Source organism: Arthrobacter sulfonylureivorans, from assembly GCF_047607445.1.
GTDB lineage: Bacteria > Actinomycetota > Actinomycetes > Actinomycetales > Micrococcaceae > Crystallibacter > Crystallibacter sulfonylureivorans_A.
In genome coordinates this window covers 36842-61592 of record NZ_JBLKRT010000017.1, presented here as the reverse complement: position 1 = coordinate 61592, position 24751 = coordinate 36842, and the positions used below count along the sequence as shown (strand labels likewise).

Here is a 24751-nt window from a genome sequence, read left to right as displayed (position 1 = left end):
GCTGCCTCGCCAGGCCAGATAAATCCGGTCGGTGTCCCGAGGCCCTGACGGGCAGAACCAGAAGCCGTCCCGATCAGGTTTAGGACGGTGCGGCGAAGCCCAGCTTCTTGTCGATCACGTTCTCCAGCGGCTGCTGCCGGACGTAGCGGCCGAAGTTGTCCGCGAACTGCCCGGCGAGCTGCGGCAGCCAGCCCCGGGCATCGCCGCTCAGATGAGGGGAGATGATCACGTTGTCCATCGACCACAGCGGGTGGTCGGCCGGCAGCGGTTCGATTTCGAACACGTCCAAGGCAGCACCGGCGATGGCTCCGGCCCGCAACGCCTCCACCAATGCCTGGGTATCCACGCTGGCACCGCGGCCCACGTTGATCAACCGGGCCGAGGGCTTCATGGCCTTAAGCACGGAGGCATCGATGAGGTGCCGCGTCTGCTCGGTCAGCGGTGCCACCATCACCACCCAGTCAAAGCCACCGACGACGTCGGCCAGCTCGGATGATGCGTATATCTCGCCGAGATCCTCATCGCCACTGCGGGCCGTGCGCCCGGACCCGGCGACGTGTAGGCCCATGGCTTTGAGCACGCGGGCAATCTCGCGGCCGATCGACCCGGTGCCGACGATGAGCGCTCGGCTGGATTCCAGCCGTTCGGTCTCCCTATGCTGCCAGGTCTGCTCCCGCTGCAGAGACAGCAGGCCAGGCAGGTTCTTGGCGAAGGCCAGCATCCCGGCGAGCACGAACTCCGCCATCGGACGGTCGAAGATGCCGCGGGCGTTGGTGACCACCACGCCTGATTCCCGCAAGTCGTCGAACAGGAGTTTGTCCACGCCAGCGGCCACCACATGGATCCACTCCAGCGAGCCGGCGGCATGCCAGGCGTCCTCCAGCGCGGAGGAGAAGAAGTCCCAGAGCAACAGCACCTGCGCCCCCTCCAGCGCCTCGGCCAGTTGGTCCGCGGTGGCGTATCGGACTTCGGCTGCAGCTTCCACATCCTCCATGCCCGGCGGCAGGTGGTCCTTGTACAGCACGGCGACCACCGGCTTGTCGGTAGTCGCCGGGGCAGTCTCCCGGTCGCTGGCCCTGAGGGCCTGGCGTTCCGTCAAGGTCTCCTGCATCTCGGCCATCATCCACCTTTCGTTGCCACACGGCCCTAGGCTCGGGGCCGTGACCATCCTAGGGGAGCGGGCGCTTTCGGGCACCGGGCTGCACTGGAAGGACAAGAGCTCGCGATGCGCTCGAGCATACGGTTGCTGTAGGCAGACTCCGTGGGCATGCGCGATTGGGGATCCGCCAGCCCGGCGACCCAGCACAGACAACGATGCTGTAGCGATGGCTAGGGATTCACCTGAGGGGCGGCTGGTTGCCTTTGGTCTTGAGTTCTCCCAGCTGGCCCTCGACTTCGGCGCTGGCCTCGAGCCATTCGAACGCAGCCTGTACTTGGGGTGAATCCGGGTCCGACCAAGCGATTTCATTCCGGGCCGCGGCCTCTGCCTCGATCCGACGGGTTTCGCGCTCGGCCTCGCGGGCAGCCGACTGCATATCGGTTGCACTGCCGGCTGCTGCCGACGCGGCTTGCTGCATGCCGAGCGTGGCTTGGGCCACGCTGTGGCGGGCTTGCAGAGCCTGGAACTGCATCCGGCTTTCGTCGATCCGGAGCGACAGCCGGCCCAGTTCGCCGTTCAGTTGGCGCCATTGTTCGGCCATGCGCTCGTACTGGCGGGAGAGCGCTTGCACGCGCTTGGACGCGGTGATGCTGCGGTGCAGGGCCTCGCGGGCGCCGTCGTCGTCGCCCCTGGCTACACACTCTTCGGCGTAGCGGTCGCAGTAGGCCTGCTCGGCTTTGGCCTCGTCAAGCAGCAACTCGATCCGCCGGCAGTCAGCGGCGATGTCGGCAACGCTGCGGCGGGCTTGGTCCACGGCGTCGTACTGTTGTTGCTGGCTTGCAGCGATAGTGGCCATCGGATCCACCGGCGGCTCTTTGGCGGTGCGGTTGGCACGGATAATGCGTCCGATACGGCGTTTGATGGACACATTAGCTCCTAGTGGGGTTGGGTCGGCGTTGCGCCGGGGCGGTCCGGCGGCGCGGCTGGGCGCCCAGCCATCCGTGTGGTGGGACAGGAGCGCCGTGACCGCCAGGGGCGCCGTAGCCGCCAGGAGTGCCGCGGTAGGACGAAGACCATGCTTGCAGCGCCTCGATTTCGCGGGACAAGTGCCTGCCGGCGAGTTCCAACTGTTCGGCGTCGGCGGAATAGCCGGCCTCCATCAAGTGCTGCCGCAGCTCGCCGGAAAGCCGGTTCAACTGGTCCGTCCGGCCGGCCAAGCTGGCGGCCAGGGAACGCTTGACGCTAGGCTCCGGCTCTCCTTCGGCCAGCTTCAGTTGTTCATCCAAGGTTCGGGATGCGGCCTGGAGACGGTCCGCTACCAACGGCAGTTCGCCGACCGGGCGGCCCTCCGCAAAAGCGGCGGCCAGAGCACGTCCCGTCGCATCGGCCGAGCGCTGCAGGCCGAGCCGTTGCCTCGCAAGGCGGCGGCCGGCGTCGTCCTTGGTGTAGCTGCGCACCGTGAGGGTCCCTGTGCGCAGCCCGTTCCGGAGCAGGCGGGATCGCCGGACCCGCCGGATCAGCAGCCATGTACCTACGGCAATTGCCGTGCCGAAGCACAGCATAGTGATGCCGGTGAACAGGAGGATCTGCAGGACCATGTCAGCCAGGAAGGATCCGGAACTCGCGGTCGCCGTCATGCTCATGCCTCAAGTTTGCCCCCGAAGGGCCGGTTCCTGCCAGTACGAGGAATAGTCCGGAAAAACAATGGAGCCGGTCCCGAGTGGGGACCGGCTCCATCAGAAGACTAGTGCGGCGTTGCCGCTGCCGTCTTAGAGGCCGCGAATGTTGGCAGCCTGCAGGCCCTTGGGGCCCTGCACGGTTTCGAATTCGACCTTCTGGTCTTCGCGCAGTTCGCGGTATCCGCCATTGTTCTCGATAGCCGAGTAGTGAGCGAAAACGTCGGCCGAGCCGTCGTCCGGAGCGATGAAGCCGAAGCCCTTTTCAGAGTTAAACCACTTGACGGTTCCAGTTGCCATTTTTGTACTCCTCCGAGTAATTTCACGACCCGCGGACTTCACGAATCGTTTGCAGCGGTGTTTTTTCGTTCGCTGTTCAGAGAAGCACAGCCCCTTCGGTGAAGGGCCTGTTGCTCAAAATCAAATGCGCAACACAACAACTACAGGTTTCACAGTACACGATTGCTGCAGGGATGCCGAACGGCACTACCACGGACTGCCGCGTTCAGAATCCGTTCAGCAAGGCGACGTAGAGTGATCTTCATCTACGGGGTATCTGCCCACTAAAGCGGCTGGGAAGTCGGACCCAACCACCGAAGGCCGCATGAGCTTATCTGTATCTTCACCTGCAACCTCTACCCGCACTAGGCGGGGTTCGTCGGCAGCCACCGGCTACTCCCAACTTTTGAATACTGTCCGGGACGCCGGCTTGCTCAGGAAGCGCCGCGGCTTTTACATCAGCCTGTTCGTGGCGCTGGCCCTGGGGCTCGGCGGTGCGGTCACCGGCTTTGTGTTGCTGGGCCACAGCTGGTTCCAGTTGCTGATTGCAGCGGCACTCGGGATCCTGTTCACGCAGTTGGCGTTCCTGGCCCACGAGGCGGCCCACCGGCAGGTCTTCGAATCCGGACCGGCCAACGACCGGGCCGGGAGGTTCCTTGCCAATGCCGTGGTGGGAATCAGCTTCCAGTGGTGGATGAACAAGCACAGCCGCCATCATGGCAACCCCAATACGATCGGCAAAGACCCGGACATCGAACAGGACACCATTTCTTTCCTGCCCGAGCAGGCGGCCGAGCGGAAGGGCCTGATGGCCTGGTTCACCCGCCGCCAGGGCTACCTGTTCTTCCCGTTGCTGATGCTGGAGGGCATCAACCTGCACGCCACGTCGATCAGGTCGCTGTTTGCCCGCGGCCAGGTCAAGGGCCGCAAGCGGGAACTGTCCATCCTCTTCACCCGGCTGTCGCTCTACATCGCCGCGATCTTCATCTTCCTGCCCACCGGGATGGCCTTCGCCTTCATTGGTGTCCAGTTGGCCGTCTTCGGCGTGTACATGGGCGCGTCCTTCGCCCCGAATCACAAGGGCATGCCGTTGATCCCCAAGGATTCCAAGGTGGACTTCCTCAGCCGCCAGGTCTTGACCAGCCGCAACATCATCGGCCGCACCCGGCTGGGCAGCGGCTCCATCAACGCTTTCATGGGCGGGCTGAACTACCAGGTGGAGCACCACCTCTTCCCCAGCATGCCGCGGCCGAATCTGGCCAAGGCCGCCGAGATCGTGCGCGAATACTGCGCCACCCACAAGATCCCGTACACCGAAACCTCGCTGCCCAAGTCCTACGGAACGGTGGTCCGGTACCTGAACAAGGTGGGGCTCTCCGCGCGGGACCCGTTCGACTGCCCGATGGTGGCCCAGTACCGCCGGCGCTAGTGGCGCTCAGCAGGTTCCCCGGCCCATCGACTGTACCGATAACGCCGGCTTCCCCTGCGGCCGTGGGCGTTATCGGTACAGTCCTTTTCGTTGAGGCGGGTCCGCTCTAGAGCTGGGTGAAGGCAGCCGTGGCCGGATCGGCCCCGATGCGGCCGCCGGCGTCGAGCGCGGTGATGGCGGCCAGGTCTTCAGCATCGAGCGTGAGCCGTGCTGCGGCCAGGTTCTGCGCTATCCGGTCCGGGTTGGCGGACTTGGGGATCACGATGTTCCCGTTGGCCAGATGCCAGGCGAGCACTACTTGGGCCGGAGCGGCCAGGTACTTTGCTGCGATGGCGGTGACCGTCCGGCTCTCCAGATCGGCGCCCTGGCCCAGCGGGCTGTAGGCCTCGACGGCGATGCCGTGCCTGCGGCTGAGCGCTGCCACGTCGCGCTGCTGGAAGGTCGGGTGGATCTCGATCTGGTTGACCGCCGGCACCGTGCCTCCGGCGGCCAGCAGGGTTTCCAGATGGTCGGTCATGAAGTTGGAGACGCCGATGGCCCGGCTGAGGCCCTCGGTGTAGATCTCTTCAAGCACCTGCCAGGCCTGCACGTAAAGGTTTTGCGACGGCACCGGCCAGTGGATCAGGTACAGGTCCACGAAGTCCAGGCCCAGTTCGCGCAGGCTGGCGTCGAAGGCTTCGCGCGCGGTCGCTTGTTCGCCGTTGCGCAGTTTGGTGGTGATGAACAGGTCCTCACGGGCAATCCCGCTGGCCTTGATCGCGGCGCCGACGCCGGACTCGTTGCGGTACGCGGCAGCCGTGTCGATGTGGCGGTAGCCCGCTTCGAGTGCAGCCTCGACCGCCTGCTGGGTCTCGGCCGGCGGCACCTGGAAGACGCCAAAGCCCAGTTGCGGGATGGCGACGCCGTTGTTGAGGTCGATGGTGGGCACAGTGACCACAGGATGCTCCTTCGTGCAGGGGATGCGGAACTACTTTTTCGGGACCAGCACGCCGTACACGCGCAGTTCGGCCAGGTGCTGTCCGTCCTGGTCGTGGATGGAAATATCCACAATGTTGTTGCGGCCAAAGCGGGTGCGCTCGATGCCGGTGGCGATCAGGCGTGAATCCGCCGCGCCGGGTGCAATGTAGGTAATTTCGGCCTGCCGGGAGACGGACGGGCGGCCCAGCGATTCGCAGACAAACGCGAAGCAGGTGTCGCCCAAGGTGAAGAGGTATCCGCCATGCAGGATGTGGTGGCCGTTCAGCATGTAGTCCTGGACGGCCATAGCCATGACCACGCGCCCCTCTTCGGCCTCGAGCACCTCAATGCCGAGGTGCTGGGACGCTTTGTCGGACGAGTAGCGGTGGCGGACCAGGTCCTCGACCGTGGCAAACTGCGCGTTGGGGGCAGGGGTGGTCAACGGTGTCCTCCCGGACGTGGCGTGGATCATTGGCGTGATCCACGCTACCAAGCCCGGCGCTCTGATCACGCGCCCGGCGTTGCCCTGAAACCCGCCGCGAAGGCTCAATCCTCGCTGGAGAGGATCTTCCGTCGCGTGCTCAGCAGGTCAACGCCCGGCCGGTAGGCGATGTAGTTTTCGGCCGTGTCCAGCACCTGCACCACGTGGGCACGGTCGGCGCCGACCAAACCGATGCCCACCTCGGCCCGGCGGTAGAGGTTCTGCTGGCCGACCTCGGCCACGGAAACGTCGAATCGCTTCCGCACCTCGGCGATGATCGGCCGCAGCACAGAGCGTTTTTCCTTCAGCGAATGGACATCGCCGAGGAGCAAGTCGAACTCAATCCAGCCGATCCACATGCCGACGAGTCTAGGACAGGCTGCCGGGCCGCCGGCACCGAACGGCACCGGCGGCCCGGCCACCGAGGACATCCTAGTTGGCTACCGTGAAGCGCCGGTTCTCATGCTGCGGGTTTTCCAGCTCATCGAGCACGGCCACGGCGAAGTCCTGCGTGGAGACGCTCTCGCCGGCGGGGGAATCGGCGCCCAGCTTGTAGGTTCCGGTACGCTCGCCGGGCGCGATCTGCGGCGCGGGAGCCAGCATGGTCCATTCCAGGCCGGACGCGGAGCGGTACAGTTCCAGAACTTCGGCCATGGTGGTGGCCTCGGGCTTGTAGTCCTCCGGGAAGCCGGGCAGGTCCTTCAGCTGCACGCCGTCCACCTCGGTGGCACCGGCGCCACCGACTACGAACAGCCGCGCCGGGATGAGGGTCTCGGAGATCGCCTCGTGCGCATCCACGAACGGCGCGTGGGATTCACCGGTGCGCGACGGCGGGATGGAAAGGACGACGACGTCGTGCTCGCCGGCAACCTGCTTGTAGGTCTTCACATCGGAGAGCTCCGCCGCCAGGGCGGATGCGCCATTCATCGCGGCGCCGCTGCGCGAAATCGCGGTGACCTGGTGGTCGCGGCGCAGTGCCTCTGCGGTGATCTGGCTGCCGACCATGCCGGTGGCGCCGTAGACGGCAATCTTCATCTGGAAGTCCTCTCATGGGGTGAAACGGTCGGCTGGCACCCTCGTTTCAACCACGGACCTAAGCTAGAGGGCGTGGAGAACACGGTGGACAGCCAGGCGAACCAAGCGGAGCTGGCGGCAACAGTCGTCTTGCTGCGCGACAGCGCGGACAGACTCGAGGTCCTGATGCTGGAACGGCCTGGCAAGGGAACCTTCGCCGGGGCCTGGGTATTCCCCGGCGGCAAGGTGGATCCGGACGACTATCTGGAAGCCGAGGCGGAAGCCGCCGCCGCCGCCTCGCCGGGCACCGCCGTCGTCAATGGCCTAACCAAGCAACTGGCCGCGGCGAGGAATGCCGGGGTGCGCGAGACGTTCGAAGAAACCGGGCTGCGGATTGCCGGGCAGGAGCTGGTGCACCTGTCCAACTGGGTGCCCCGGCACAGCCTGGTTCGCCGCTTCCAAACCTGGTTCTTCCTGGCCGCAGCGCCCGACGGAGAGGTCCAGCTGAACGACGGCGAGTTGGCCGGCTACGCGTGGATGTCGCCAGCCGAAGCGCTCCTCCGGCACCAGACCGGACGCATGCAACTGGTTCCGCCCACCTGGGTCACGCTGCACGAACTGAGCGGCTTCGCAACGGTGTCTGACGCCCTGGTTGCGGCCCGCGGCGCGCAGCCCTTCGACTTCGAAAGCCACGTGATCGATGATCCGGCCACCGGCCAGACCATCGTCTGGGCGGGCGACGATGCGTATCCCGGGCCCGGACCGGCAGCCTCCGCCGGGGCACGGCACAGGCTCTCCACCGGTTCGCTGCCGTGGCGGTACGAACGGGACCACTAAACCCCTATTCCGCCCGCTGATGCGCGCCTAGACTTGTGGCACCTGCTGCCTGCATAGACCGGGAGACCGCCATGAAGAACGCACTCAAGAGGGCCACCAAGAAAAAGTCCTTCAAGGATCTGAGCACGGGTCAGAAGCTGCGCGTTGGCCTCACCGCCGCGGTGCAGATTGCCTTGCAGACCGCCGCGCTGAGGGACCTGAAGAAGCGGCCGGCCGCCATGGTCAACGGGCCGAAGCCGGCGTGGTTTGCGGCGTCGTTCCTAAATTTCGTTGGCCCTGCGGCCTACTTCCTTTTCGGCCGCAAGCGCTGAATCCCTAAACACAATCCGTTGAAGATTTCAATCCACTGCTGGTAAACCCCGTCAAACACTGTCTTGTGGTTTCGGCTGGGTAACGATGCCTTAGAGTGTTTGACGTCACGAAGTGGCATCGACCACACTTGAAATAGTGAACGCGTGTTCGGTCAGCGAACAAGTGGTCTGTATCCCCGTTCTCCTCGGGGCAGAAGGAGTGGAAATGAAATGTGCGCTGAATAGGGCGCCGCACCGGGATGAGTTGCTGTCATGAGCGCTCCGTCGGTGACAACAGACAGCCAGGGTGCCGCGGCCAGCCGTTCGCGCAAGCGCCCGGCGAAGAAGCGCCCCACCAAGCAGTTGCTGGGGCTGGCCGGTATTTTGGCGTTCTTGCTGGTGTGGGAACTGGTGCCGCGGGTAGGGATCGTGGAAGCGCGCTTCCTGCCGCCAGCGTCCGAGGTCATCGCGATGCTGTTCAACGATTTCGGCTTGACGGCTTTCTGGGTGGCGGTGGGCGAGACCATGCTGGCATGGTTCCTGGGCCTCTTGATGGCCGTGCTGCTGGCAGTGGTGCTCGGCTTCATCATCGGGTCGTCCAACTTCCTGCGGAAGGTGACTAACTCCACCGTGGAGTTCCTGCGCCCGATCCCGTCGGTGGCGCTGATTCCGCTGGCCGTGCTGCTGTTCGGCGTGAAGATCGAGTCTTCGCTGATGCTGATTGTGTATGCGTCGTTCTGGCAGGTCTTTATCCAGGTGCTCTATGGGGTGGCTGACGTGGATAACGTGGCCATGCAGACCGCGAAGTCCTACGGTTTGGGCCGGTTCGCCCGGGTCCGTTACGTGGTCTTCCCGACGGCTTTGCCGTACCTGATGACCGGCGTGCGGCTGGCGGCGGCGGTGGCACTGATTCTGGCGATCACGGCCGAACTGGTGATCGGTTCTCCGGGCCTGGGCAGGGAAATCTCGCTGGCGCAGTCCGGCGGAGCAATTTCCGGGATGTATGCGCTGGTGCTGGCCACCGGTTTGATCGGTGTGCTGATCAACCTGGTGATGCGCTTCATTGAGCGCAAGACGTTGTCCTGGCATTCCTCCATCCGTTCCGAGGTGATCGTGTGAAAATCCTGAAAGGCTTTGCCTACGGGTTGGCCCTGCCGGTCATCCTGGTCCTGATTTGGTGGGCCTCCACGCTGGGCACGACGAACTTCTTCGTTCCGACCCCGGCCACGCTGGCGGAAGCGTTCGCCGAGACCTGGTTCGGCGAGCGGATTTTCTCCGACGTGCTGCCCTCCATCGGCCGGCTGCTCGTCGGTGTGATCGCCGCGATCGTGCTCGGTATTGCTGCCGGCCTGTTGATCGGTTCGGTCAAGTGGTTGCGTGACTTCACAGAGCCGGTGCTGGAGTTCTTCCGGGCGATCCCGCCGCCGGTGCTGATTCCGGTGCTGATGCTGCTGATGGGCATCACCGACTCGATGAAGGTTGTGGTCATCATTTCCGGCTGCATCTGGCCGGTGCTGCTGAACACGATTGAGGGTGTCCGCGCCATTGACTCGGTGCTCTCGGATTCGGCCCACACTTACGGGATCGGGGGCGTGGCCCGGGTGCGTTACCTGGTGCTGCCGTCCGCGGCACCGCAGATCATGGCCGGTGTCCGCCAGTGCCTGTCGATCGGTTTGATCCTGATGGTCATTTCCGAAATGTTCGCCTCGTCCGAGGGGCTGGGCTTTACCATCGTGCAGTTCCAGCGTTCCTTCGCGATCCCGGAGATGTGGTCCGGCATCGTGGTGCTGGGCCTGATCGGTGTTGCCATGTCACTAATTTTCCAATGGACCGAGCGCAGGATCCTGCGCTGGTACCACGGCCTGCGAGAGGTAGAAAATGCAGCCTGAAACCACTCCCGTTTCCACCGGCAGGACCCTGCCCGAAGGCCAGGCGATGCTCTCGGTCCGCGGCGTCAAGAAGGTCTACCACACCGACGGCGGCGACATCGAGGCGGTGCGCAACCTGACTTTCGACCTGAAGGCGGGGGAGCTGGCCTGCCTGGTGGGTCCGTCCGGTTCCGGCAAGACCACCCTGCTCAAGTGCATCTCCGGGCTGTTGGCCCCGACCGAGGGCGAAGTGCTGCTGGACGGCGCTCGGGTGACCGGCCCGCCGAAGAAGATGGCGGTGGTGTTCCAGGAATACGGCCGCTCGCTGTTCCCCTGGATGCGGGTCCGCGAGAACGTGGAACTGCCGCTGAAGAACGCCGGGATGAACAAGGCCGAGCGGGACAAGCTGGTGGACGAGGCCCTGGAGGCCGTTGGCCTGGACCATGTGCCGCAGTCCTACCCGTGGCAGCTCTCCGGCGGTATGCAGCAGCGCGTGGCGATTGCCCGTGCCGTGGCCTACCAGCCCGAGGTGCTGTTGATGGACGAGCCGTTCGCGGCCGTTGACGCGCAGACCCGCGCCGACCTGGAGGATTTGATCCGCACGGTCTGGAAGAAGCTCGGCGTGACCGTCCTGTTCGTCACCCATGACATCGACGAATCGGTGTACCTGGGCCAGCGCGTGATCATCCTGTCCTCCTCGCCGACCGTGATCCAGGAAGACCTGGAAATCGACCTGCCGGACGAGCGCGACCAGCTCAACACCCGCGCACTGCCGCGGTTCACCGAGCTGCGCCACCACGTCTACGAGCAGATCCAGCGCGCCAAGCAGGGCCACCGCCCCGCGGCCGCCACCCAGGCCGGCAGCGCAAGCTAGCCGCGCCTGATAAGCGCCGGAGCCGGCCGCTTCCTTCGCGGAAGTGGCCGGCTCCGTTGTTTAACCGACGTCCGGGAGCGGTTGTTGTTAATCAGCGCCTGCCCCCGCCAGGCGTCAGAAGGCGATACGGCGGAGCAGGTCGCGCAGTGTTTCGCGCTCCTGGTCGTTCAGCTGGGCCAGCGAGTGGTCCGAGGCCTGGCGGACGATCGCTTCGGCCCGCTTGTAGAGCCGGCGACCGGCAGCCGTGGGAGCAATGACCTTGGACCGGCGGTCGCGCGGATCGGCTTCCCGTGTCACGGCCCCGCGCTTCTCCAGTTGATCCACCAGGGCCACGATCTGGCTGGGGTCCAGGCTCAGGAAGTCTGCCAGTTCGCGCTGCGAGGGGTTCTGTCCGCTGCAGGCCAGCGAGAGGACCGAATAGGACCGCACCTTCAGATCCAGTTCAGCGAGCATGTTGTTGGCCCGGCCCGAGCCCAGCGACCGCGCCCGCGCAGTAAGGAATTCGATCTCGCTGGCCAGATCCGTGCTGTACAGCCGCTCGACGCCGTTTCCTGCCGTGGGCTGGCTGGAGGTGGCCGCCTCGGCCGTGGTTGGTGCGGGCATGGTCCCTCGCTACGTCTTGATGCCTGAAAATATGATTGACTTTTTCAATCATATGGGTTGTCATTGGTTTCAGTCCAGCATAAACCCATGCACCCCTCAAGTGCAGGAACAAGGAGCATCAAATGTCACTGGCCGGAAAAGTAGCCATCGTCACCGGAAGCGGCCGCGGCCTCGGCCTGGCCTATGCCCAGGAACTTGCCCGCCAGGGCGCCGCCGTCGTCGTCAATGATGTTGACGCTCAGGTGGCTGAGGAGGCTGTCGCCAGCATCACGGCCGCCGGCGGCAAGGCCACCGCCGTCGTCGCTCCGGTGGGCTCCACCGAGACCGCCAAGCAGTTGGTGAGCACCGCCGTCGAGACCTTCGGCGGGCTGGACATCCTGGTGACCAATGCCGGCGTGCTGCGGGACAAGTCGCTGTTGAAGATGACGGATGAGGACTTCGACCTGGTGATCAACGTGCACCTGCGCGGCACCTTCACCTGCGTCCGCGAGGCCTACGCCCACTTCAAGGAGAACGGCGTGGCCGGCCGCATCATCACCATCGGCTCGCCGACCGGCCAGCGCGGCAACTTCGGCCAGACCAACTACGCCGCCGCGAAGGCCGGCATTGTGGGCATGGTCCGCACGTGGGCGCTGGAGATGAAGAGGGCCGGCGTTACCGCCAACGCCATCATCCCGGTGGCCGCCACGGCGATGACCAAGACCGTGCCGTTCTTCCAGAAGGCGGTGGAGGCCGACGAACGCGGCGAGGCGATGCCGGACTTCTTCCGCAAGGACCTGGGCTTTGGCACGGCCGACGACGTTGCCGGCCTGGTTGCCTACCTCGCCTCCGACGCCGCGGCCAAGGTGACCGGCCAGGCGATCGGCGTTGGCGGCGACCGCCTGCAGCTGTGGTCCCATCCGGAAGCCGTGGTTACCGAGTTTGTTGACGGCGGCTGGACCTACGAGGCGCTGATGGAGCGCTTCGATGACCTCCTGGGGGGCCGGCTGCAGAGCGTGGGCGAGGAATTCCCCGAACTGCCGGCCGAACTGCAGCCTGAGCCGGCGGCGAAGTAGCGATGGCACCCGTGCGCTACGAACTGGGCCTGGATGTCGCCTCGCTGACCGCGATCGATATGCATGTGCATGTCGAGATCGACGGCCACGGGCACGTCTCGCTGCCGCAGGAACTGATGGACGCCTCGAGCAAGTACTTCAAGGCCGAGGAGCGGACCCCCTCGCTGGATGCGATTGCAGCCACCTACCGGGAGCTCAAGATGGCCGCCGTGGTGTTCACCGTGGACGCCCGGACCCGGTTGAAGCACCAGCCGAACAGCATCGAGGATATTGCCGAGGGGGCAGCCCGGAACAACGACGTGCTGATCCCGTTCGGCTCGGTCGATCCGCTCACCGGCGCCGAGGCTATCGACCGGGCGAAGCTGCTGGTCGAGGACTACGGCGTGCGCGGGTTCAAATTCCACCCCAGCCTGCAGGGCTTCAACCCATCCGACGAGCGGTACTACCCGCTGTGGGAGGCGCTGGAGTCGCTTGGCCTGCCGGCCGTCTTCCATACCGGGCAGAACGGCATGGGTGCCGGCACCCCCGGCGGATCCGGAATCAAGCTGGGCTACTCCAACCCGCTGCTGCTGGACGAGATCGCCGCGGACTTCCCCCAGTTCCAGATCATCATGGCGCACCCGTCGGTGCCCTGGCAGGACGAGGCCAACTCGATTGCCACGCACAAGTCGAACGTGTTCATCGACCTGTCCGGCTGGTCGCCGAAGTACTTCCCGGAGTCGCTGGTGAAGCTCTCCAACTCGGTGCTGCAGGACAAGGTGCTCTTCGGCACCGACTACCCGCTGATCACCCCGGAGAAGTGGCTGGGTGCCTTCGCGGACCTGCCGCTGAAGGACGAGGTGCGCCCGAAGATCCTGAAGGACAACGCCGTGCGGCTGCTGGGGCTGGACGGGGCGCAGCGATGAGCGCCGTCGCCGCAGAAAGGGCCGGAACCATGGCCGAGCAGTTCTACCCGTCCGACCAGTACGGCTACGCCACGCTGCTGACCGACGCCGAACGCAGCGTGCTCGGCCGGCTGCGCACGGTGCTGCAGGAACAGGTCCACCCGCTGCTGGCCGACTACTGGGAGCAAGGCGAGTTCCCGTACCAGATAGCGCAGCCGCTCTACGACCTGGACCTGATGGCCCCAGCGGAGCTGACCGAGGGCGGCGCCAAGCCGTCCGGGCTGTACGAAGGATTCCGCAACTTTGAACTCGCCCGGACGGACGCATCTGTTGCCACCTTCTACAACGCACAGTCCGGGCTGTTCCGCACGGCGGTCAACCTGGGCGGCAGCGCAGAGCAGGCCGCCGAGCTGGACCCGAAGATCCGCAGCTTCGAGTTCAAGGGCGTTTTCGCGCTGACCGAACCGGAACACGGATCGGACATCGCCGGCGGTCTGGAAACCAGCGCCCGGCGCGACGGCGACGAATGGATTATCGACGGCGCCAAGCGCTGGATCGGCGGAGCTGTTACCGCCGATGTGCTCGCCATCTTCGCCCGCGACCAGGCCGACGGCCAGGTCAAGTGCTTCCTGGTGCCGACCGATGCCCCCGGCGTCGAGCTTTCCAAAATCCTGCGCAAGACCTCGCTGCGGATGATGCAAAACGCTGACATCACGCTGACCGGCGTGCGGGTCCCGGACTCGGCCCGGCTGCAGAATGTGAACTCGTTCGCGGACGTGGCCTCGCTGCTGCGAAACATGCGCTCCGACGTTGCCTGGATCGCCACCGGGCTGCAGGCCGGGGCCTACGAGGCCGCGCTGCGCTACGTCAAGGAGCGGAAACAGTTCGGCAAGCCGCTGGCCGGCTTCCAGCTGATTCAGGAGAAGCTCGCCACCATGCTCGGCAACGTCACCGCGTCGCTCGGCATGGCGGTGCGGCTGACCCAGCAGCAGGAGGAAGGCATCTACAAGGACGAGAATTCCGCCTTGGCCAAGATGTTCTGCAGCGCCCGGATGCGTGAGACCGTCGCCCTGGCGCGGGAAGTGGTCGGAGGCAACGGCATCACGCTGGACACCGACGTCGCGCGCTTCCACGCCGATGCAGAGGCCGTCTATTCCTACGAGGGCACGCACGAAATCAACGCCCTGATCGTGGGCCGGGCCATTACCGGAACCGGCGCCTTCCGCTAAACCACAGCTACAACCCATTCCCCAAGGAGCAATCATGAGCAACACCGTCGTCAACTTCGAAGATCTGCCCAACCTGGTCGGCAAAGACCTCGGGTACACCGACTACCGGGAGATCACCCAGGACCAGATCAACACCTTCGCGGATGCCACCGACGACCACCAGTGGATCCACACCGACGTGGAGAAGGCCAAGGAAGGCCCCTTCGGTGCACCGATCGCGCACGGCTTCCTGACTTTGTCCCTGGTCATCCCGCTGTGGAGCGAACTGTTCGACGTGGAAGGTGTCAAGACCAAGGTCAACTACGGACTCGACCGGGTGCGCTTCACCAACCCGGTCAAGGCCGGCGCCAAGGTCCGCATGCACTCCACCATCTCCGAGGTCACGGAGGTCAAGGGCGGCGTGCAGATCAAGACCAACAACACCATCGAGATCGAGGGCGAGGAGCGTCCCGCGGTCATCGCTGAGTTCCTGGCGCGCTTCTACGTCTGACAGCCCGGCTGTGTGATAGCCCGGCTGTGCCCGGTCCCGGCTCCAGCCGCTCTCTGTTTCGGTGGTTGGAGCCGGGGCCGGAACGGCCCGGCGCCGTGGTCGGGTTCGGTGCTGAGGCCGGAACCGCTGCCGTGACCAAAGCGAACGTCACAAACGGGCCACAACTATTGATTTATTCAACTATTGACTCTACGTTGTACTCAGCTGTGGTGCTGATCACAGTCAGCCCTCGACGGTCGGGGGACGGCACCACGGACCCAAGGAGCGATTCATGAAGAAGCATCTGGCCAAATTGTTGGCCGGCGGCGCGATTGCCGCCATGGCACTGACCGGTTGCGGGTCGGGCTCTCCGTCCGGATCCAGCGAAGCCCCGGCCGCGGAGTCCGGCGCCGCGGACAGCGGCCTGACCAAGATCGCGGTGGGCGTGCTGCCGATCGCCCCGTCCGGCGCCATGCAGTACGGCATCGACGAAGGCATCTTTGAAAAACACGGGCTCGACGTCGAGCTGCAGACCGGCCAGGGCGGCGCGGCAATGCTGCCGGCTGTTTCCACTGGCACGATGAACTTTGCGGTAGGCAACCCGCTGTCAGTGATGACCGCGGTGGACAAGGGCCTGGACATGAAAATCGTCTCGGGCTACAGCGCTTCCCGGGCTGAAGGCGAAGACAACAACGCGGTGATCGTCAAGGCCGATTCGGGGATCGAGAGCTTCGCCGATCTGGCCGGCAAGACCACTGCCGTGAACACGCTCAAAACCCAGGGCGACCTGACCATTATGGAGTCGGCTGCCGAGGATGGTGCTGATCCGTCGAAGCTGAAGTTCAGCGAAATGCCGTTCCCGGACATGGAAGCGCAGCTGGAACGTGGCAACGTGGACGCCATCTGGGTTCCGGAGCCGTTCCAGTCCAAGGCGTTGGCCAACAAGGACTACAAGCTGTTGGGCTACCCGAACCAGAAGACTCTGCCGGGCCTGCCCACCATGGTGACGTTCACCAGCGGCAGCTACGCCGAGCAGAACCCTGAGATCGTTGCCGACTTCAAGGCCGCCGTGACCGAAACCCTGAAGGGTGCCGAAGCGGACAACGACAGCGTGCGCGCTGTCCTGCCGGAGTTCATGGGCATGCCGGAAGAGGTGGCCAAGAACCTCAAGATGGAGGTGTTCGACGGCGAGGTGCGCAGCCAGGTGCTCAGCGACATGGGTGAGCTGATGGTCAAGTACAAGTACGTAGACAACCAGCCGGACGTGCAGGCCATGACCGTAAAGTAGGTCCGGTCCAGCTTTGAGCAGGGGCGGTTTCCGGGATTCCGGGAGCCGCCCCTGCTGCGTGTGGCGCCGCGGGCGCGGCGGCTTCGGGCCGCCGATAGAAGTTTTAACAGTGTTGAGCGGGGCTTGCAGGCCCGGACTGTGGCCTGCCAAACGGTCGCTGCCTAGACTCCCAAGAAACCGTGAAACGACACGAGGGAGTGCACCATGAAGCGACTTGTCACCATCGTCTGTGCCGCCGCCGTCACGGCAGCCCTGGCGGCCTGCGGCGGCGGGTCGCCGTCCGGCGGGCCGGCGGCAACCGACGGCGGCGGCGCTTCGCCGGCGGAGGGGATGACTGCAGTGACGGTGGGGGCGATTCCGATCGGCGACGTGGCGCCCCTCCACCTGGGCAAGGCCAAAGGGTTCTTCGAAGAGGAAGGGCTCGATCTGACCATCGAGAACACCACCGGCGGCGCGGTCTCCGTTCCGGGCGTGGTGAGTGGCAGCTTCGACTTCGCCTTCGGCAACACCGTCTCGCTGATGGTGGCCCGCGATCAGGGGCTGGACCTGAAGTATGTGGTTAACGGAACCCGTGCCTCTGACCAGGACGACGTCGACTTTGCCGGCGTCGTGGTGGCGAAGGATTCGGACATCAAGTCGGTCACCGATCTGGAAGGCAAGACGGTCTCCTCCAACAATCTGGCCAACATCGGTGACACCACCATCCGGACCGCCGTGGACAAGGCCGGCGGCGACGGCTCGACCCTGAAGTTCGTGGAAGTCGCATTCCCTGACGCACTGGCCGCCGTGGAGAACGGCCAAGTGGACGCCGCCCTCATCTTGGAGCCCTTCCTGACCTCCGCCATCAAGAGCGGGGCGCGGGTAGTGGCTTGGCCGTACCGCGGGACCCACCCGAACCTGGACATCGGTGGCTACTTCGCCTCGGCGGACAAGATCCAGCAGGATCCGGAGCTGGTGGAGAAGTTCACTGCGGCCATGACCAAGTCGATGAACTACGCGCAAGAGAACCCAGACGAGGTCCGGGAGATCATCGGCACCTACACCAAGACAGACCCGGCACTGCTGCAGGAAATCGTGTTGCCGCGCTTCGACCCGCAGTTCGACCGCGACGCCGCACAGACGCTCGCTGATGCTGTACTGAAGTACGGCACCGTGGACGAGGAAGTGGATCTCGACGCCCTGCTCCCTGCCAGCACCCAGTAGGGCCGGCAGCGGACGCGACGTCCCGCTCGGGCGGAGCCGCATCCCCCACCGCTGCGCCATGGGATCGGCTTTGATAACAATCCGGATGCTTCGTTGACGGCGAACACTATGGACGTAGATACTGTGAGTGATCTGGGGCACATCCGTGCCTAGTGAAGGATTGATGGGAGAGGGACCCGTGAAGAAAATCAGGGCAGCAGTGGCACTGGCGGCGGTGCTGGCATTGACGGCGTGCGGCGGTGGAAGCCCGTCGGGCGGCGGCGGGGAAACAGCTCCCGCGGGCGGCGGCGAAGCATCCGGCGGCATGACGAAGATCAATGTGGGCGTTATTCCGATCGTGGACGTGGCGCCGATCTACCTGGGCAAGGAGGAGGGCTTCTTCGAAGAAGAGGGGCTGGACCTGGAGTTGACCCTGGCGCAGGGTGGTGCCGCGATCATTCCGGCGATCACCAGTGGCCAGATGGACTTCGGATTCAGCAACGTCACCTCGTTGGTCATCGCCCGCTCCAAGGGCCTGGACATGAAGATGGTGGCCAACGGCGTCAACACAACCGGTGACCAGGATAAGGACTTTGCGGCTGTCATGGTGAAGCCGGACAGTGGCATCAAGGAAATCAAGGACCTGGTGGGCAAGCGGATCGGCGTCAACACGCTCAATAACATCAGCGATTCCACCGTCCGCGAGGCTGTTGAACAGTCCGGTGGCGATTCGTCCAACCTGAACTTCGTGGAAATGCCGTTCCCGGACATGCCGGCCGCCCTGGCGAACGACCAGGTGGATGCGATTGCCGCTGTGGAGCCGTTCGCGACCATTGTGGCAGGCGACGGCGCCGTGCCGGTCTTCTCCAACTATGCGTATCCCGTCGAGAATCTGACCGTAGCTACCTACTTCACCTCCGACAAGAACGTGCAGGAGAAGCCGGAAGTCACCGAAGCGTTTGTCCGGGCGATGAAGAAGTCGCTGGCCTTCGCCGATGAGAACCCTGACCGCGTTCGCGAAATCCTGCCGACCTACACAAAGCTGGACCCGGCCGTGATCGAGAAGCTGACGCTGCCGAAGTTCCCGCAGGAAGTCAATGCCGACTCGATCAAGGAGATCGCCGATATCTCGCTGAAGAACGGTCTGATTGACCAGCTTCCGGACATGGAGGCGCTGCTGCCGCAGCAGCAGTAGACAGCAAGTCCCGCACCAAGCGCTGATGATGCCTCTTCCCTGCCGGAGGGGGCATCATCGGTGTCTCCGGGGCTCCGTCCGCTACGCAGTGGAGCGGCATTCTCAACTATTGACTTTTTCAACTAAAAGACATTAGGTTTGGGGTGTGGGCCATGGTGACGCGCTTCACTGCGGCTTAGCTGGGTAGCCCGGGCGCCGGGTACGTCGAAAGGGTTTGAACGATGCAGAATCAGGGGCTCGGTGCCTGGATCCATAAGCGCCGCATGAAGTCCGCGGCCAAGACCGCGATCATCAGCTCGGCGGGCGAGATGAGCTACGGCGAATTTGCCGAGCGGGTCGACCGGCTGGCCAATGCGCTGGCGGACCGCGGCATTGCCCGGGGCGACAGGGTTGCCTACCTGGGGGAGAACCACCCGGCCTTTTTGGAGACCTTCTTTGCCTGCGGCACGCTGGGCGCGATTTTCGTTCCGCTGAACACCCGGCTGGCCCCGCCGGAGATACAGTTCGCGCTGCAGGACTCGGGCAGCCGCATTCTGATTCACGCCCGCAGCCTGGAGCCTTTAGCCGTCCGCGGCAGTTCGCTGCTGGAACTCAGCCACCGGATCGTCGTGGAAGATGCACCGGCCGGCCTGGTTGCCGCGCAGGCAGCACCCGAGGCAGCCGGGCGGGGCACCGCCGTCGAGCTGTTGGAAGAGGTGATTGCCTCCGGCAGCGAAGAGCGCCGCGACGTGGCCGTCTCGCTCGATGACCCGGCCATGATCCTCTATACGTCCGGCACCACCGGCCGGCCGAAGGGCGCGCTGCTCACGCACGGCAACATGACCTGGAACAGCATCAACGTGCTGGTGGATTTCGACATGGCCAGCAGCGACGTCGCCCTGATGATCGCGCCAATGTTCCACGTGGCATCGCTCGGCATGGGTGTGCTGCCCGCGCTGCTCAAGGGTGCCACCGTGGTGCTTGAGCCGAAGTTCGAACCGGGCCGGACTTTGATGCTGATCGAGAAGTACAAAGCCACCGCCATCAGCGGCGTGCCCACTACCTACCAGCTGCTGTGCGAGCACCCCGACTGGGATAAGACCGACATCAGTTCGCTGAACAAGCTGACCTGCGGTGGCTCGGCGGTGCCGATGCGGGTGCTGGAGGCTTACGAGGCACGCGGATTGTCGTTCACCAACGGCTACGGCATGACGGAGACCGCCCCTGGCGCCACCACGCTGGCGGCCGAGAAATCGCGCCCGAAGGCCGGTTCCGCAGGGCTTCCGCACTTCTTCACCGACGTCCGGATAGCCGACCCGATGGGCGACGTGCTGCCGGCGCGAGAAGTGGGCGAGATCCAGATTTCCGGACCGAACGTCATCCGCGAGTACTGGAACCGCCCCGATGCCACGGCCGAAAGCTATGCAGACGGCGTCTGGTTCAAGTCCGGCGACATGGGCTACGTGGACGACGAAGGCTTCCTGTTCATTTCCGACCGGCTGAAGGACATGATCATCTCCGGCGGCGAGAACATCTACCCGGCCGAGGTGGAGCAGATCATCCTGGAGCTGGAGGCGGTCAGCAGCGCGGCGGTGATCGGCATTCCGGACGAGAAGTGGGGCGAAGTGCCGCGTGCGGTGGTGACCGTCCGCGAGGGCTTTGCGGTGACCGCCGAGGACATCCAGCAGCACCTGGACGGGCGGCTGGCCCGCTACAAGATCCCCAAGTCGGTGGTGATCGTGGAGGACCTGCCGCGGACCGCCAGCGGCAAGATCCGCAAGGCCGACCTGCGCAAGGAATACTCCAACTAGCCTGCTCGCGGGCAAGCGCCGCCGTCGTTCCCGCTCAGGGCAGCGACGGCGGCCGGTGCTGTTCAGCGGTGCGCTGTTCTGCGGCGTGCGGAGGCGGGGCCGCAGCCTGTCTCTGGCGCGGCTAACGACGGCGGTGCCCGGCGTCGGCTCTTGCGGGGCCGGGCGCCGGGCTACTTTTTGCCGCCGGCCGCCTGCCGGGGGCTCCGCCGGTTGGCGTAGAGGTCGTCGATCAGGTCCAGTCCGCGCTGGGCCCACGCAATCTCCTGCTCGGCCCGGGCCACCAAGCCCTCGTACGTGAACCTCTTGAAGGCCTTGACCCGGTCGCGGTCGGCTTCGGGCGTGCCGGCCAGGCGTCGGTTCAGCATTTCGCTGGCGTCCTGGTCGATCTCGCGGATGCGCTGCTCCCATTGCTGGCGCAGCCCGGTGTGGTGCTCAATGTGCGCGCGCATCTGCTCGCGCGCGGCTTCGGGCGCGGCCCACTCCAGGTAGGCGGCCTTCAGGTGTGCTGGATCCCGCACCCGGGTGTACTCGAGCGTGGTGTTCATCCAGTCCCGGAATGCCTGCACGCCGGCATCGGTGATGTGGTACCGGCGTTTCTTGCCGCGCTGGCCCCAGGTGACCTCCTCGCCGTCGAGCAGGCCTTCCTTCTCCATCCGCCGCAGCTCGGGGTAGATCTGAGAGTCCGGAGCATGCCACACGTGCCCTACGGAGGCTTCGAATTCCTTGTAGAGGTCGTAGCCGGTCATGGGCTCAACGCTGAGCAGCGCCAGCAGGGCGTAGCGAAGACTCATTGATCCAACTTTCTTTTGAGCTGTGTTGCCAATCACTATATCCATCGATAGTCTGAGATCCACGCCACTATCTATGTTGATAGTTAGTTAGCGGATCCGGAGACGGCGCCGCCATCGGCCAAATATAACTGAGCCTGCCTCGCTGACGAGGTCGGCTCGCGCTACCGGAAGGAACCGTTGTGACCGCTGCAGTGCAGACCGCCAGCTCCACCACCCACAAGGTCATGGGCCACCCGCTCAACGCGTGGTACGTGGCGGCCTGGGACCACGAGGTCACCCGTAAGCCGATGGCCCGCCGTATCGCCAACCGGCCGCTGGCGCTGTACCGCACCGAAGCCGGCAAAGCCGTTGCCCTCGCCGACGCCTGCTGGCACCGCCTCGCTCCGCTCTCCATGGGCAAGACCATGGGCAAAGACGGAATCCAGTGCCCGTACCACGGCATTGTCTACAACTCCGCCGGACGGTGTGTCTCGATGCCGGCGCAGGAAACCATCAACCCGTCGGCCACGGTCCCGTCCTTCCCGGTAGTTGAGCGCCACCGCTACGTCTGGGTGTGGCTGGGCGACCCGACGCAGGCTGACCCGGACCTGGTGCCGGACATGCACCAGATGGACTCACTCGAATGGGCGGGCGACGGCGAGACCATCCACGCCGACTGCAATTACCAGTTGGTGCTGGACAACCTGATGGACCTGACCCACGAAGAGTTCGTGCACTCGTCCTCGATTGGGCAGGAAGAGCTCAGCGAATCCGACTTCGTGGTCAGCCATGAGGGCAGCACCGTCACCGTGACCCGCTGGATGCACAACATCGACGCCCCGCCTTTCTGGCTGAAGAACATGCGGGACAAATTCCCCGGCTTCGAGGGCAAGGTGGACCGCTGGCAGATCATCACGTTCCAAGCCCCGTCCACCATCTGCATCGACGTCGGGGTGGCCAAGGCCGGCACCGGCGCACCGGACGGGGACCGCAGTCAGGGCGTGAACGGATTCGTAATGAACACGATCTCGCCGGAAACCGACAGGTCCTGCCACTATTTCTGGGCTTTCATGCGCAACTACCGACTGGACAGCCAGCTGATCACCACCCAGCTGCGCGACGGCGTGCACGGCGTCTTCGGCGAGGACGAGGAAATGCTCAAGGCGCAGCAGGCAGCCATCGATGCCAATCCGGACTACGAGTTTTACAACCTCAACATCGACTCCGGCGGCATGTGGGTGCGCCGGCTGATCGAGCGGATGCTGGTGGCCGAGGGTCGGATGGCTTCCGCCGTCCAGGCCGGCGTCTAGAGGAAGGCGCAGGCGACAACATGGCAGCAACAAATGTAGAAGTCTGGCAGCAAGCCACCGTAGTCGAGGTGCAGGACGTGGCGGCCGGCATCCGGCGGATCGTGCTGGAGCCGGCCCTGCCGAAGAACGCAGAACCGGGGTCGCATGTTGACCTGAAAGTCCGGATTGCCGGCCAGCAGGACAAGCGCTCCTACTCCATCGTGGACTCCTCCGACGGCGGACGCCGCCTGGCGCTGAGCGTGCTGAAGGCGCCGGCTTCGCGGGGCGGATCGGAATTCATGCACACGCTGGCCGCCGGCGACAGGCTGGAAATCACCCAGCCGCTGCAGAATTTCCCGCTGCGGGTCGGAGCCGAGCGGTACATCCTGTTGGCCGGGGGCATCGGCGTGACCGCGATGGTCAACATGGCGCGTGTACTCAAGGCCGTGAAGGCGGATTACCGAATGGTGTATGCCGGGCGCAGTCGAGCGGCGATGGCCTATCTGGATCAGCTGCAGGAGGAGCACGGAGACCGGCTGCAGGTCCACGTGGATGATGAAGCCACCTCGCTGCAGGTGGACGAACTAGTGGCCGGCGCGGACATGGATACCGAACTTTACATGTGCGGACCGATTCGGCTGATGGACGCAGTCCGCCGCGCCTGGACGGAACGCGAGCTGCCGGTGCCGAACCTGCGCTACGAGACCTTCGGCAACAGCGGCTGGTACGACCCGGAGGAATTCGTGGTGCGGATCCCGCGGCTGGGCATCGAGGCCACGGTGGGCCAGGGCCGCTCCATGCTTGAGGCCCTCGAAGAGGCCGGTGCGGACATGATGTTCGACTGCCGCAAGGGTGAATGCGGCCTCTGCGAAGTCCGCGTGCTGGAACTGGACGGCGCGATCGACCACCGGGACGTCTTCTACAGTGAGCGCCAGCAGCGGGCAGCGGAAAAAATGTGCTGCTGCGTCTCCCGCGCCGTCACCTCCGGCACCGGGGCAAAAGCGGACGCCGTTCCCGGCCGAGGCCCCGCCGTCGTCACCATCGAGGTGTCCTGACCCGCCCGGGCTCGGGAGATCGCCCAAAGGCCCCCGCGCCTGGCCACCGGTGATCGACCAAAGGCGCCAGCGCCTGGCCACCGGTGATCGACCAAAGGCGCCCGCGCCTGCGTGGAGATCCGAGTCGGACGTGTCTCCGCGCGCTTCGCTTGGTCGACAACCGATTCGGTGATCGACCAAAGGCGCTTGCGCCTGCGCGGAGATCCGAGCTGTCGCCGGGCTCAGATCCAGCGCGGTGCTTGGGGTGTATCCGGCCTGTTGGAGGTAATGCCGTGGGTATATCGGCCGGCAGCCCAGGCGGTGATGTCCGAGAGGGTGCCGGTGACAATAACCGGATCGGCGGCCGCGGCGTCGCCGAGTTGCGTGATGCCGCCTGAGTCCAGGACTTCCAGTCGCAGGTCTTTGTCGTCGCCGCGCTTGTGCCAGGCGCCAGTGATGTCTTTGAGCAGGCGTTCGAGCACGTCGGAGGGCATGTCCGCGAAGCTGGCGCCGTTGTCGAGGTCGACGGCGTGGATCCAGACTTCGCGGGTCCGCCACCATACGGTTTCGGTGGCCGGGGCGGTGTAGCCCTGAGCGGCTTTGACCTCGTGCCCCCACGCATCTTGCGGTGTGTTCCGCCATGCAACGTCGAGGTGGTTGGCTGACTGTTCGTAGAGGTCGCGCAATTCGACCGGGGAGAGCGAGGCGCCATGGTCGATTTCTTCGTTCCGGGCCTGCCGCGACGGGTACATCGGCGTTTCCACGCCAGTGTTGGCCCATACGATCAACCGGCCGATAGCTCGGGCGTTGTAGCCGACGTGGGCGATGACGTGGGCGCGGGTCCAGCCGGGCAGCAGCGACGGCGCGGCGAACTCGTCGTCGGAGAGTTCCTTGAGTTTGCGGCCGAAGAAGGCGGTACCGCGGCGGGCGGTGAGCAAAGCGCTCTTGAGTTCCGGGTCATTCGTGAGGTCCTCGCTGGCAACCATCGATCCTCCTGTGCACGTTGTGGCGCGGCACGCTCGCACGGGCTGCGCCTAGCGGTTCGGTTTCCACTGAAGTTCCGAGACGGTCCCGTCCCTTGGCGTCAAGAGTAGCGTTCGGCTCATCGGGTCATGGGTCAGGGCGGGCAGCCGGTTGTTACCGCTGATGGCGACGGCGG

The 24751-nt window shown here is 65.0% G+C and carries 27 protein-coding genes; 16 read left to right on the top strand and 11 right to left on the bottom strand.

Annotated elements, in window-relative coordinates; translation table 11 throughout:
* Positions 1-79 precede the first annotated feature (79 nt).
* The 4 genes from ACMX2H_RS10135 to ACMX2H_RS10120 all read right to left on the bottom strand — a co-directional run bounded on the left by ACMX2H_RS10135 (position 80) and on the right by ACMX2H_RS10120 (position 3075).
* A complete protein-coding gene (locus tag ACMX2H_RS10135; RefSeq protein WP_414960372.1) occupies positions 80-1120 on the bottom strand; it encodes a D-2-hydroxyacid dehydrogenase in 1041 nt (346 codons plus the stop codon).
* Between the two features lie 217 nt (positions 1121-1337).
* The gene (locus ACMX2H_RS10130) at positions 1338-2027 is read right to left on the bottom strand and encodes a PspA/IM30 family protein (RefSeq protein ID WP_414960371.1); all 690 of its coding nucleotides are present in this window, start codon (positions 2025-2027) and stop codon (positions 1338-1340) included.
* Between the two features lies 1 nt (position 2028).
* Positions 2029-2742 carry a hypothetical protein gene (locus ACMX2H_RS10125; protein ID WP_414960370.1) on the bottom strand — a complete coding sequence of 238 codons (714 nt, stop codon included), beginning with the start codon at positions 2740-2742 and terminating at the stop codon, positions 2029-2031.
* Between the two features lie 126 nt (positions 2743-2868).
* Entirely contained in the window at positions 2869-3075 is a 207-nt protein-coding gene (locus tag ACMX2H_RS10120) for a cold-shock protein (protein WP_136786514.1), read from the bottom strand.
* A gap of 304 nt (positions 3076-3379) precedes the next feature.
* Here ACMX2H_RS10120 and ACMX2H_RS10115 point away from each other — a divergent pair, with 304 nt between their 5' ends.
* Positions 3380-4483 (top strand): fatty acid desaturase family protein, encoded by a 1104-nt coding sequence (locus ACMX2H_RS10115; RefSeq protein WP_414960369.1) that lies wholly within the window; start codon positions 3380-3382, stop codon positions 4481-4483.
* A gap of 106 nt (positions 4484-4589) precedes the next feature.
* Here the strand turns inward: ACMX2H_RS10115 and ACMX2H_RS10110 are convergent, their stop codons facing one another.
* The 4 genes from ACMX2H_RS10110 to ACMX2H_RS10095 form a co-directional block, all read right to left on the bottom strand.
* Positions 4590-5411 carry an aldo/keto reductase gene (locus tag ACMX2H_RS10110; RefSeq protein WP_414960391.1) on the bottom strand — a complete coding sequence of 274 codons (822 nt, stop codon included), beginning with the start codon at positions 5409-5411 and terminating at the stop codon, positions 4590-4592.
* 39 nt (positions 5412-5450) lie between these two features.
* Positions 5451-5912 (bottom strand): hotdog fold thioesterase, encoded by a 462-nt coding sequence (locus tag ACMX2H_RS10105; RefSeq protein ID WP_414960368.1) that lies wholly within the window; start codon positions 5910-5912, stop codon positions 5451-5453.
* A gap of 74 nt (positions 5913-5986) precedes the next feature.
* A complete protein-coding gene (locus ACMX2H_RS10100; RefSeq protein WP_414960367.1) occupies positions 5987-6280 on the bottom strand; it encodes a DUF503 domain-containing protein in 294 nt (97 codons plus the stop codon).
* A 73-nt stretch (positions 6281-6353) separates the two neighbouring features.
* Positions 6354-6956, bottom strand: coding sequence for an NAD(P)-dependent oxidoreductase (locus ACMX2H_RS10095; protein WP_414960366.1), 603 nt, complete (start codon positions 6954-6956; stop codon positions 6354-6356).
* 72 nt (positions 6957-7028) lie between these two features.
* Here ACMX2H_RS10095 and ACMX2H_RS10090 point away from each other — a divergent pair, with 72 nt between their 5' ends.
* The 5 genes from ACMX2H_RS10090 to ACMX2H_RS10070 all read left to right on the top strand — a co-directional run bounded on the left by ACMX2H_RS10090 (position 7029) and on the right by ACMX2H_RS10070 (position 10804).
* Complete coding sequence (locus ACMX2H_RS10090; RefSeq protein ID WP_414960365.1) at positions 7029-7772, top strand: NUDIX hydrolase; 744 nt, start codon at positions 7029-7031, stop codon at positions 7770-7772.
* Between the two features lie 71 nt (positions 7773-7843).
* Positions 7844-8083: a PLD nuclease N-terminal domain-containing protein gene (locus ACMX2H_RS10085; RefSeq protein WP_414960364.1), complete on the top strand. Its 240-nt coding sequence runs from the start codon at positions 7844-7846 to the stop codon at positions 8081-8083.
* A gap of 252 nt (positions 8084-8335) precedes the next feature.
* Positions 8336-9181, top strand: a complete 846-nt coding sequence (locus tag ACMX2H_RS10080; protein ID WP_414960363.1) for an ABC transporter permease — start codon at positions 8336-8338, stop codon at positions 9179-9181.
* On the top strand, positions 9178-9951 hold the full coding sequence (locus ACMX2H_RS10075) for an ABC transporter permease (RefSeq protein ID WP_414960362.1): 774 nt from the start codon (positions 9178-9180) through the stop codon (positions 9949-9951). Before ACMX2H_RS10080 ends, ACMX2H_RS10075 begins: the two co-directional genes overlap by 4 nt.
* Positions 9941-10804, top strand: a complete 864-nt coding sequence (locus ACMX2H_RS10070) for an ABC transporter ATP-binding protein (protein WP_414960361.1) — start codon at positions 9941-9943, stop codon at positions 10802-10804. The genes ACMX2H_RS10075 and ACMX2H_RS10070 overlap by 11 nt, the downstream gene beginning before the upstream one ends.
* 114 nt (positions 10805-10918) lie before the next feature.
* Here the strand turns inward: ACMX2H_RS10070 and ACMX2H_RS10065 are convergent, their stop codons facing one another.
* Positions 10919-11407 (bottom strand): MarR family winged helix-turn-helix transcriptional regulator, encoded by a 489-nt coding sequence (locus tag ACMX2H_RS10065; RefSeq protein WP_414960360.1) that lies wholly within the window; start codon positions 11405-11407, stop codon positions 10919-10921.
* Between the two features lie 122 nt (positions 11408-11529).
* On the opposite strand from ACMX2H_RS10065, the gene ACMX2H_RS10060 reads away from it, so the two are divergent.
* The 8 genes from ACMX2H_RS10060 (at position 11530) to ACMX2H_RS10025 (ending at position 20499) form a co-directional block, all read left to right on the top strand.
* On the top strand, positions 11530-12462 hold the full coding sequence (locus ACMX2H_RS10060; protein WP_414960359.1) for an SDR family NAD(P)-dependent oxidoreductase: 933 nt from the start codon (positions 11530-11532) through the stop codon (positions 12460-12462).
* A 2-nt stretch (positions 12463-12464) separates the two neighbouring features.
* On the top strand, positions 12465-13367 hold the full coding sequence (locus tag ACMX2H_RS10055) for an amidohydrolase family protein (protein ID WP_136786528.1): 903 nt from the start codon (positions 12465-12467) through the stop codon (positions 13365-13367).
* Positions 13364-14575 (top strand): acyl-CoA dehydrogenase family protein, encoded by a 1212-nt coding sequence (locus ACMX2H_RS10050; RefSeq protein WP_414960358.1) that lies wholly within the window; start codon positions 13364-13366, stop codon positions 14573-14575. Before ACMX2H_RS10055 ends, ACMX2H_RS10050 begins: the two co-directional genes overlap by 4 nt.
* 34 nt (positions 14576-14609) lie before the next feature.
* On the top strand, positions 14610-15065 hold the full coding sequence (locus ACMX2H_RS10045) for a MaoC family dehydratase (protein ID WP_136786530.1): 456 nt from the start codon (positions 14610-14612) through the stop codon (positions 15063-15065).
* A gap of 271 nt (positions 15066-15336) precedes the next feature.
* Positions 15337-16332: an ABC transporter substrate-binding protein gene (locus ACMX2H_RS10040; RefSeq protein ID WP_414960357.1), complete on the top strand. Its 996-nt coding sequence runs from the start codon at positions 15337-15339 to the stop codon at positions 16330-16332.
* A 204-nt stretch (positions 16333-16536) separates the two neighbouring features.
* Entirely contained in the window at positions 16537-17535 is a 999-nt protein-coding gene (locus ACMX2H_RS10035) for an ABC transporter substrate-binding protein (protein ID WP_414960356.1), read from the top strand.
* Between the two features lie 163 nt (positions 17536-17698).
* Positions 17699-18709 carry an ABC transporter substrate-binding protein gene (locus tag ACMX2H_RS10030; RefSeq protein ID WP_414960355.1) on the top strand — a complete coding sequence of 337 codons (1011 nt, stop codon included), beginning with the start codon at positions 17699-17701 and terminating at the stop codon, positions 18707-18709.
* Positions 18710-18930: 221 nt separating this feature from the next.
* Complete coding sequence (locus tag ACMX2H_RS10025) at positions 18931-20499, top strand: acyl-CoA synthetase (protein ID WP_414960354.1); 1569 nt, start codon at positions 18931-18933, stop codon at positions 20497-20499.
* A 170-nt stretch (positions 20500-20669) separates the two neighbouring features.
* Here ACMX2H_RS10025 and ACMX2H_RS10020 read toward each other — a convergent pair whose 3' ends face one another.
* Positions 20670-21290, bottom strand: coding sequence for a PadR family transcriptional regulator (locus ACMX2H_RS10020; RefSeq protein WP_414960353.1), 621 nt, complete (start codon positions 21288-21290; stop codon positions 20670-20672).
* Positions 21291-21514: 224 nt separating this feature from the next.
* On the opposite strand from ACMX2H_RS10020, the gene ACMX2H_RS10015 reads away from it, so the two are divergent.
* Together ACMX2H_RS10015 and ACMX2H_RS10010 are read left to right on the top strand one after the other, a co-directional pair.
* Complete coding sequence (locus tag ACMX2H_RS10015; RefSeq protein WP_414960390.1) at positions 21515-22579, top strand: aromatic ring-hydroxylating dioxygenase subunit alpha; 1065 nt, start codon at positions 21515-21517, stop codon at positions 22577-22579.
* A gap of 20 nt (positions 22580-22599) precedes the next feature.
* A complete protein-coding gene (locus ACMX2H_RS10010; RefSeq protein WP_414960352.1) occupies positions 22600-23613 on the top strand; it encodes a PDR/VanB family oxidoreductase in 1014 nt (337 codons plus the stop codon).
* Between the two features lie 221 nt (positions 23614-23834).
* On the opposite strand, the gene ACMX2H_RS10005 is transcribed toward ACMX2H_RS10010, so the two are convergent.
* Complete coding sequence (locus tag ACMX2H_RS10005) at positions 23835-24578, bottom strand: maleylpyruvate isomerase family mycothiol-dependent enzyme (protein WP_414960351.1); 744 nt, start codon at positions 24576-24578, stop codon at positions 23835-23837.
* Positions 24579-24751: the final 173 nt, after the last annotated feature.

What these genes read in the sequence shown, in the direction of transcription:
- ACMX2H_RS10020 (WP_414960353.1), bottom strand. Translation starts at nt 21,290, where the DNA reads ATGAGTCTTCGCTACGCCCTGCTGGCGCTGCTCAGCGTTGAGCCCATG.
- ACMX2H_RS10065 (WP_414960360.1), bottom strand. Translation starts at nt 11,407, where the DNA reads ATGCCCGCACCAACCACGGCCGAGGCGGCCACCTCCAGCCAGCCCACG.
- ACMX2H_RS10120 (WP_136786514.1), bottom strand. Translation starts at nt 3,075, where the DNA reads ATGGCAACTGGAACCGTCAAGTGGTTTAACTCTGAAAAGGGCTTCGGC.
- ACMX2H_RS10030 (WP_414960355.1), top strand. Translation starts at nt 17,699, where the DNA reads ATGGGAGAGGGACCCGTGAAGAAAATCAGGGCAGCAGTGGCACTGGCG.
- ACMX2H_RS10055 (WP_136786528.1), top strand. Translation starts at nt 12,465, where the DNA reads ATGGCACCCGTGCGCTACGAACTGGGCCTGGATGTCGCCTCGCTGACC.
- ACMX2H_RS10050 (WP_414960358.1), top strand. Translation starts at nt 13,364, where the DNA reads ATGAGCGCCGTCGCCGCAGAAAGGGCCGGAACCATGGCCGAGCAGTTC.
- ACMX2H_RS10080 (WP_414960363.1), top strand. Translation starts at nt 8,336, where the DNA reads ATGAGCGCTCCGTCGGTGACAACAGACAGCCAGGGTGCCGCGGCCAGC.
- ACMX2H_RS10105 (WP_414960368.1), bottom strand. Translation starts at nt 5,912, where the DNA reads ATGATCCACGCCACGTCCGGGAGGACACCGTTGACCACCCCTGCCCCC.
- ACMX2H_RS10135 (WP_414960372.1), bottom strand. Translation starts at nt 1,120, where the DNA reads ATGGCCGAGATGCAGGAGACCTTGACGGAACGCCAGGCCCTCAGGGCC.
- ACMX2H_RS10070 (WP_414960361.1), top strand. Translation starts at nt 9,941, where the DNA reads ATGCAGCCTGAAACCACTCCCGTTTCCACCGGCAGGACCCTGCCCGAA.
- ACMX2H_RS10115 (WP_414960369.1), top strand. Translation starts at nt 3,380, where the DNA reads ATGAGCTTATCTGTATCTTCACCTGCAACCTCTACCCGCACTAGGCGG.
- ACMX2H_RS10095 (WP_414960366.1), bottom strand. Translation starts at nt 6,956, where the DNA reads ATGAAGATTGCCGTCTACGGCGCCACCGGCATGGTCGGCAGCCAGATC.
- ACMX2H_RS10025 (WP_414960354.1), top strand. Translation starts at nt 18,931, where the DNA reads ATGCAGAATCAGGGGCTCGGTGCCTGGATCCATAAGCGCCGCATGAAG.
- ACMX2H_RS10010 (WP_414960352.1), top strand. Translation starts at nt 22,600, where the DNA reads ATGGCAGCAACAAATGTAGAAGTCTGGCAGCAAGCCACCGTAGTCGAG.
- ACMX2H_RS10005 (WP_414960351.1), bottom strand. Translation starts at nt 24,578, where the DNA reads ATGGTTGCCAGCGAGGACCTCACGAATGACCCGGAACTCAAGAGCGCT.
- ACMX2H_RS10035 (WP_414960356.1), top strand. Translation starts at nt 16,537, where the DNA reads ATGAAGCGACTTGTCACCATCGTCTGTGCCGCCGCCGTCACGGCAGCC.
- ACMX2H_RS10040 (WP_414960357.1), top strand. Translation starts at nt 15,337, where the DNA reads ATGAAGAAGCATCTGGCCAAATTGTTGGCCGGCGGCGCGATTGCCGCC.
- ACMX2H_RS10085 (WP_414960364.1), top strand. Translation starts at nt 7,844, where the DNA reads ATGAAGAACGCACTCAAGAGGGCCACCAAGAAAAAGTCCTTCAAGGAT.
- ACMX2H_RS10125 (WP_414960370.1), bottom strand. Translation starts at nt 2,742, where the DNA reads ATGAGCATGACGGCGACCGCGAGTTCCGGATCCTTCCTGGCTGACATG.
- ACMX2H_RS10015 (WP_414960390.1), top strand. Translation starts at nt 21,515, where the DNA reads ATGGGCCACCCGCTCAACGCGTGGTACGTGGCGGCCTGGGACCACGAG.
- ACMX2H_RS10100 (WP_414960367.1), bottom strand. Translation starts at nt 6,280, where the DNA reads ATGTGGATCGGCTGGATTGAGTTCGACTTGCTCCTCGGCGATGTCCAT.
- ACMX2H_RS10045 (WP_136786530.1), top strand. Translation starts at nt 14,610, where the DNA reads ATGAGCAACACCGTCGTCAACTTCGAAGATCTGCCCAACCTGGTCGGC.
- ACMX2H_RS10060 (WP_414960359.1), top strand. Translation starts at nt 11,530, where the DNA reads ATGTCACTGGCCGGAAAAGTAGCCATCGTCACCGGAAGCGGCCGCGGC.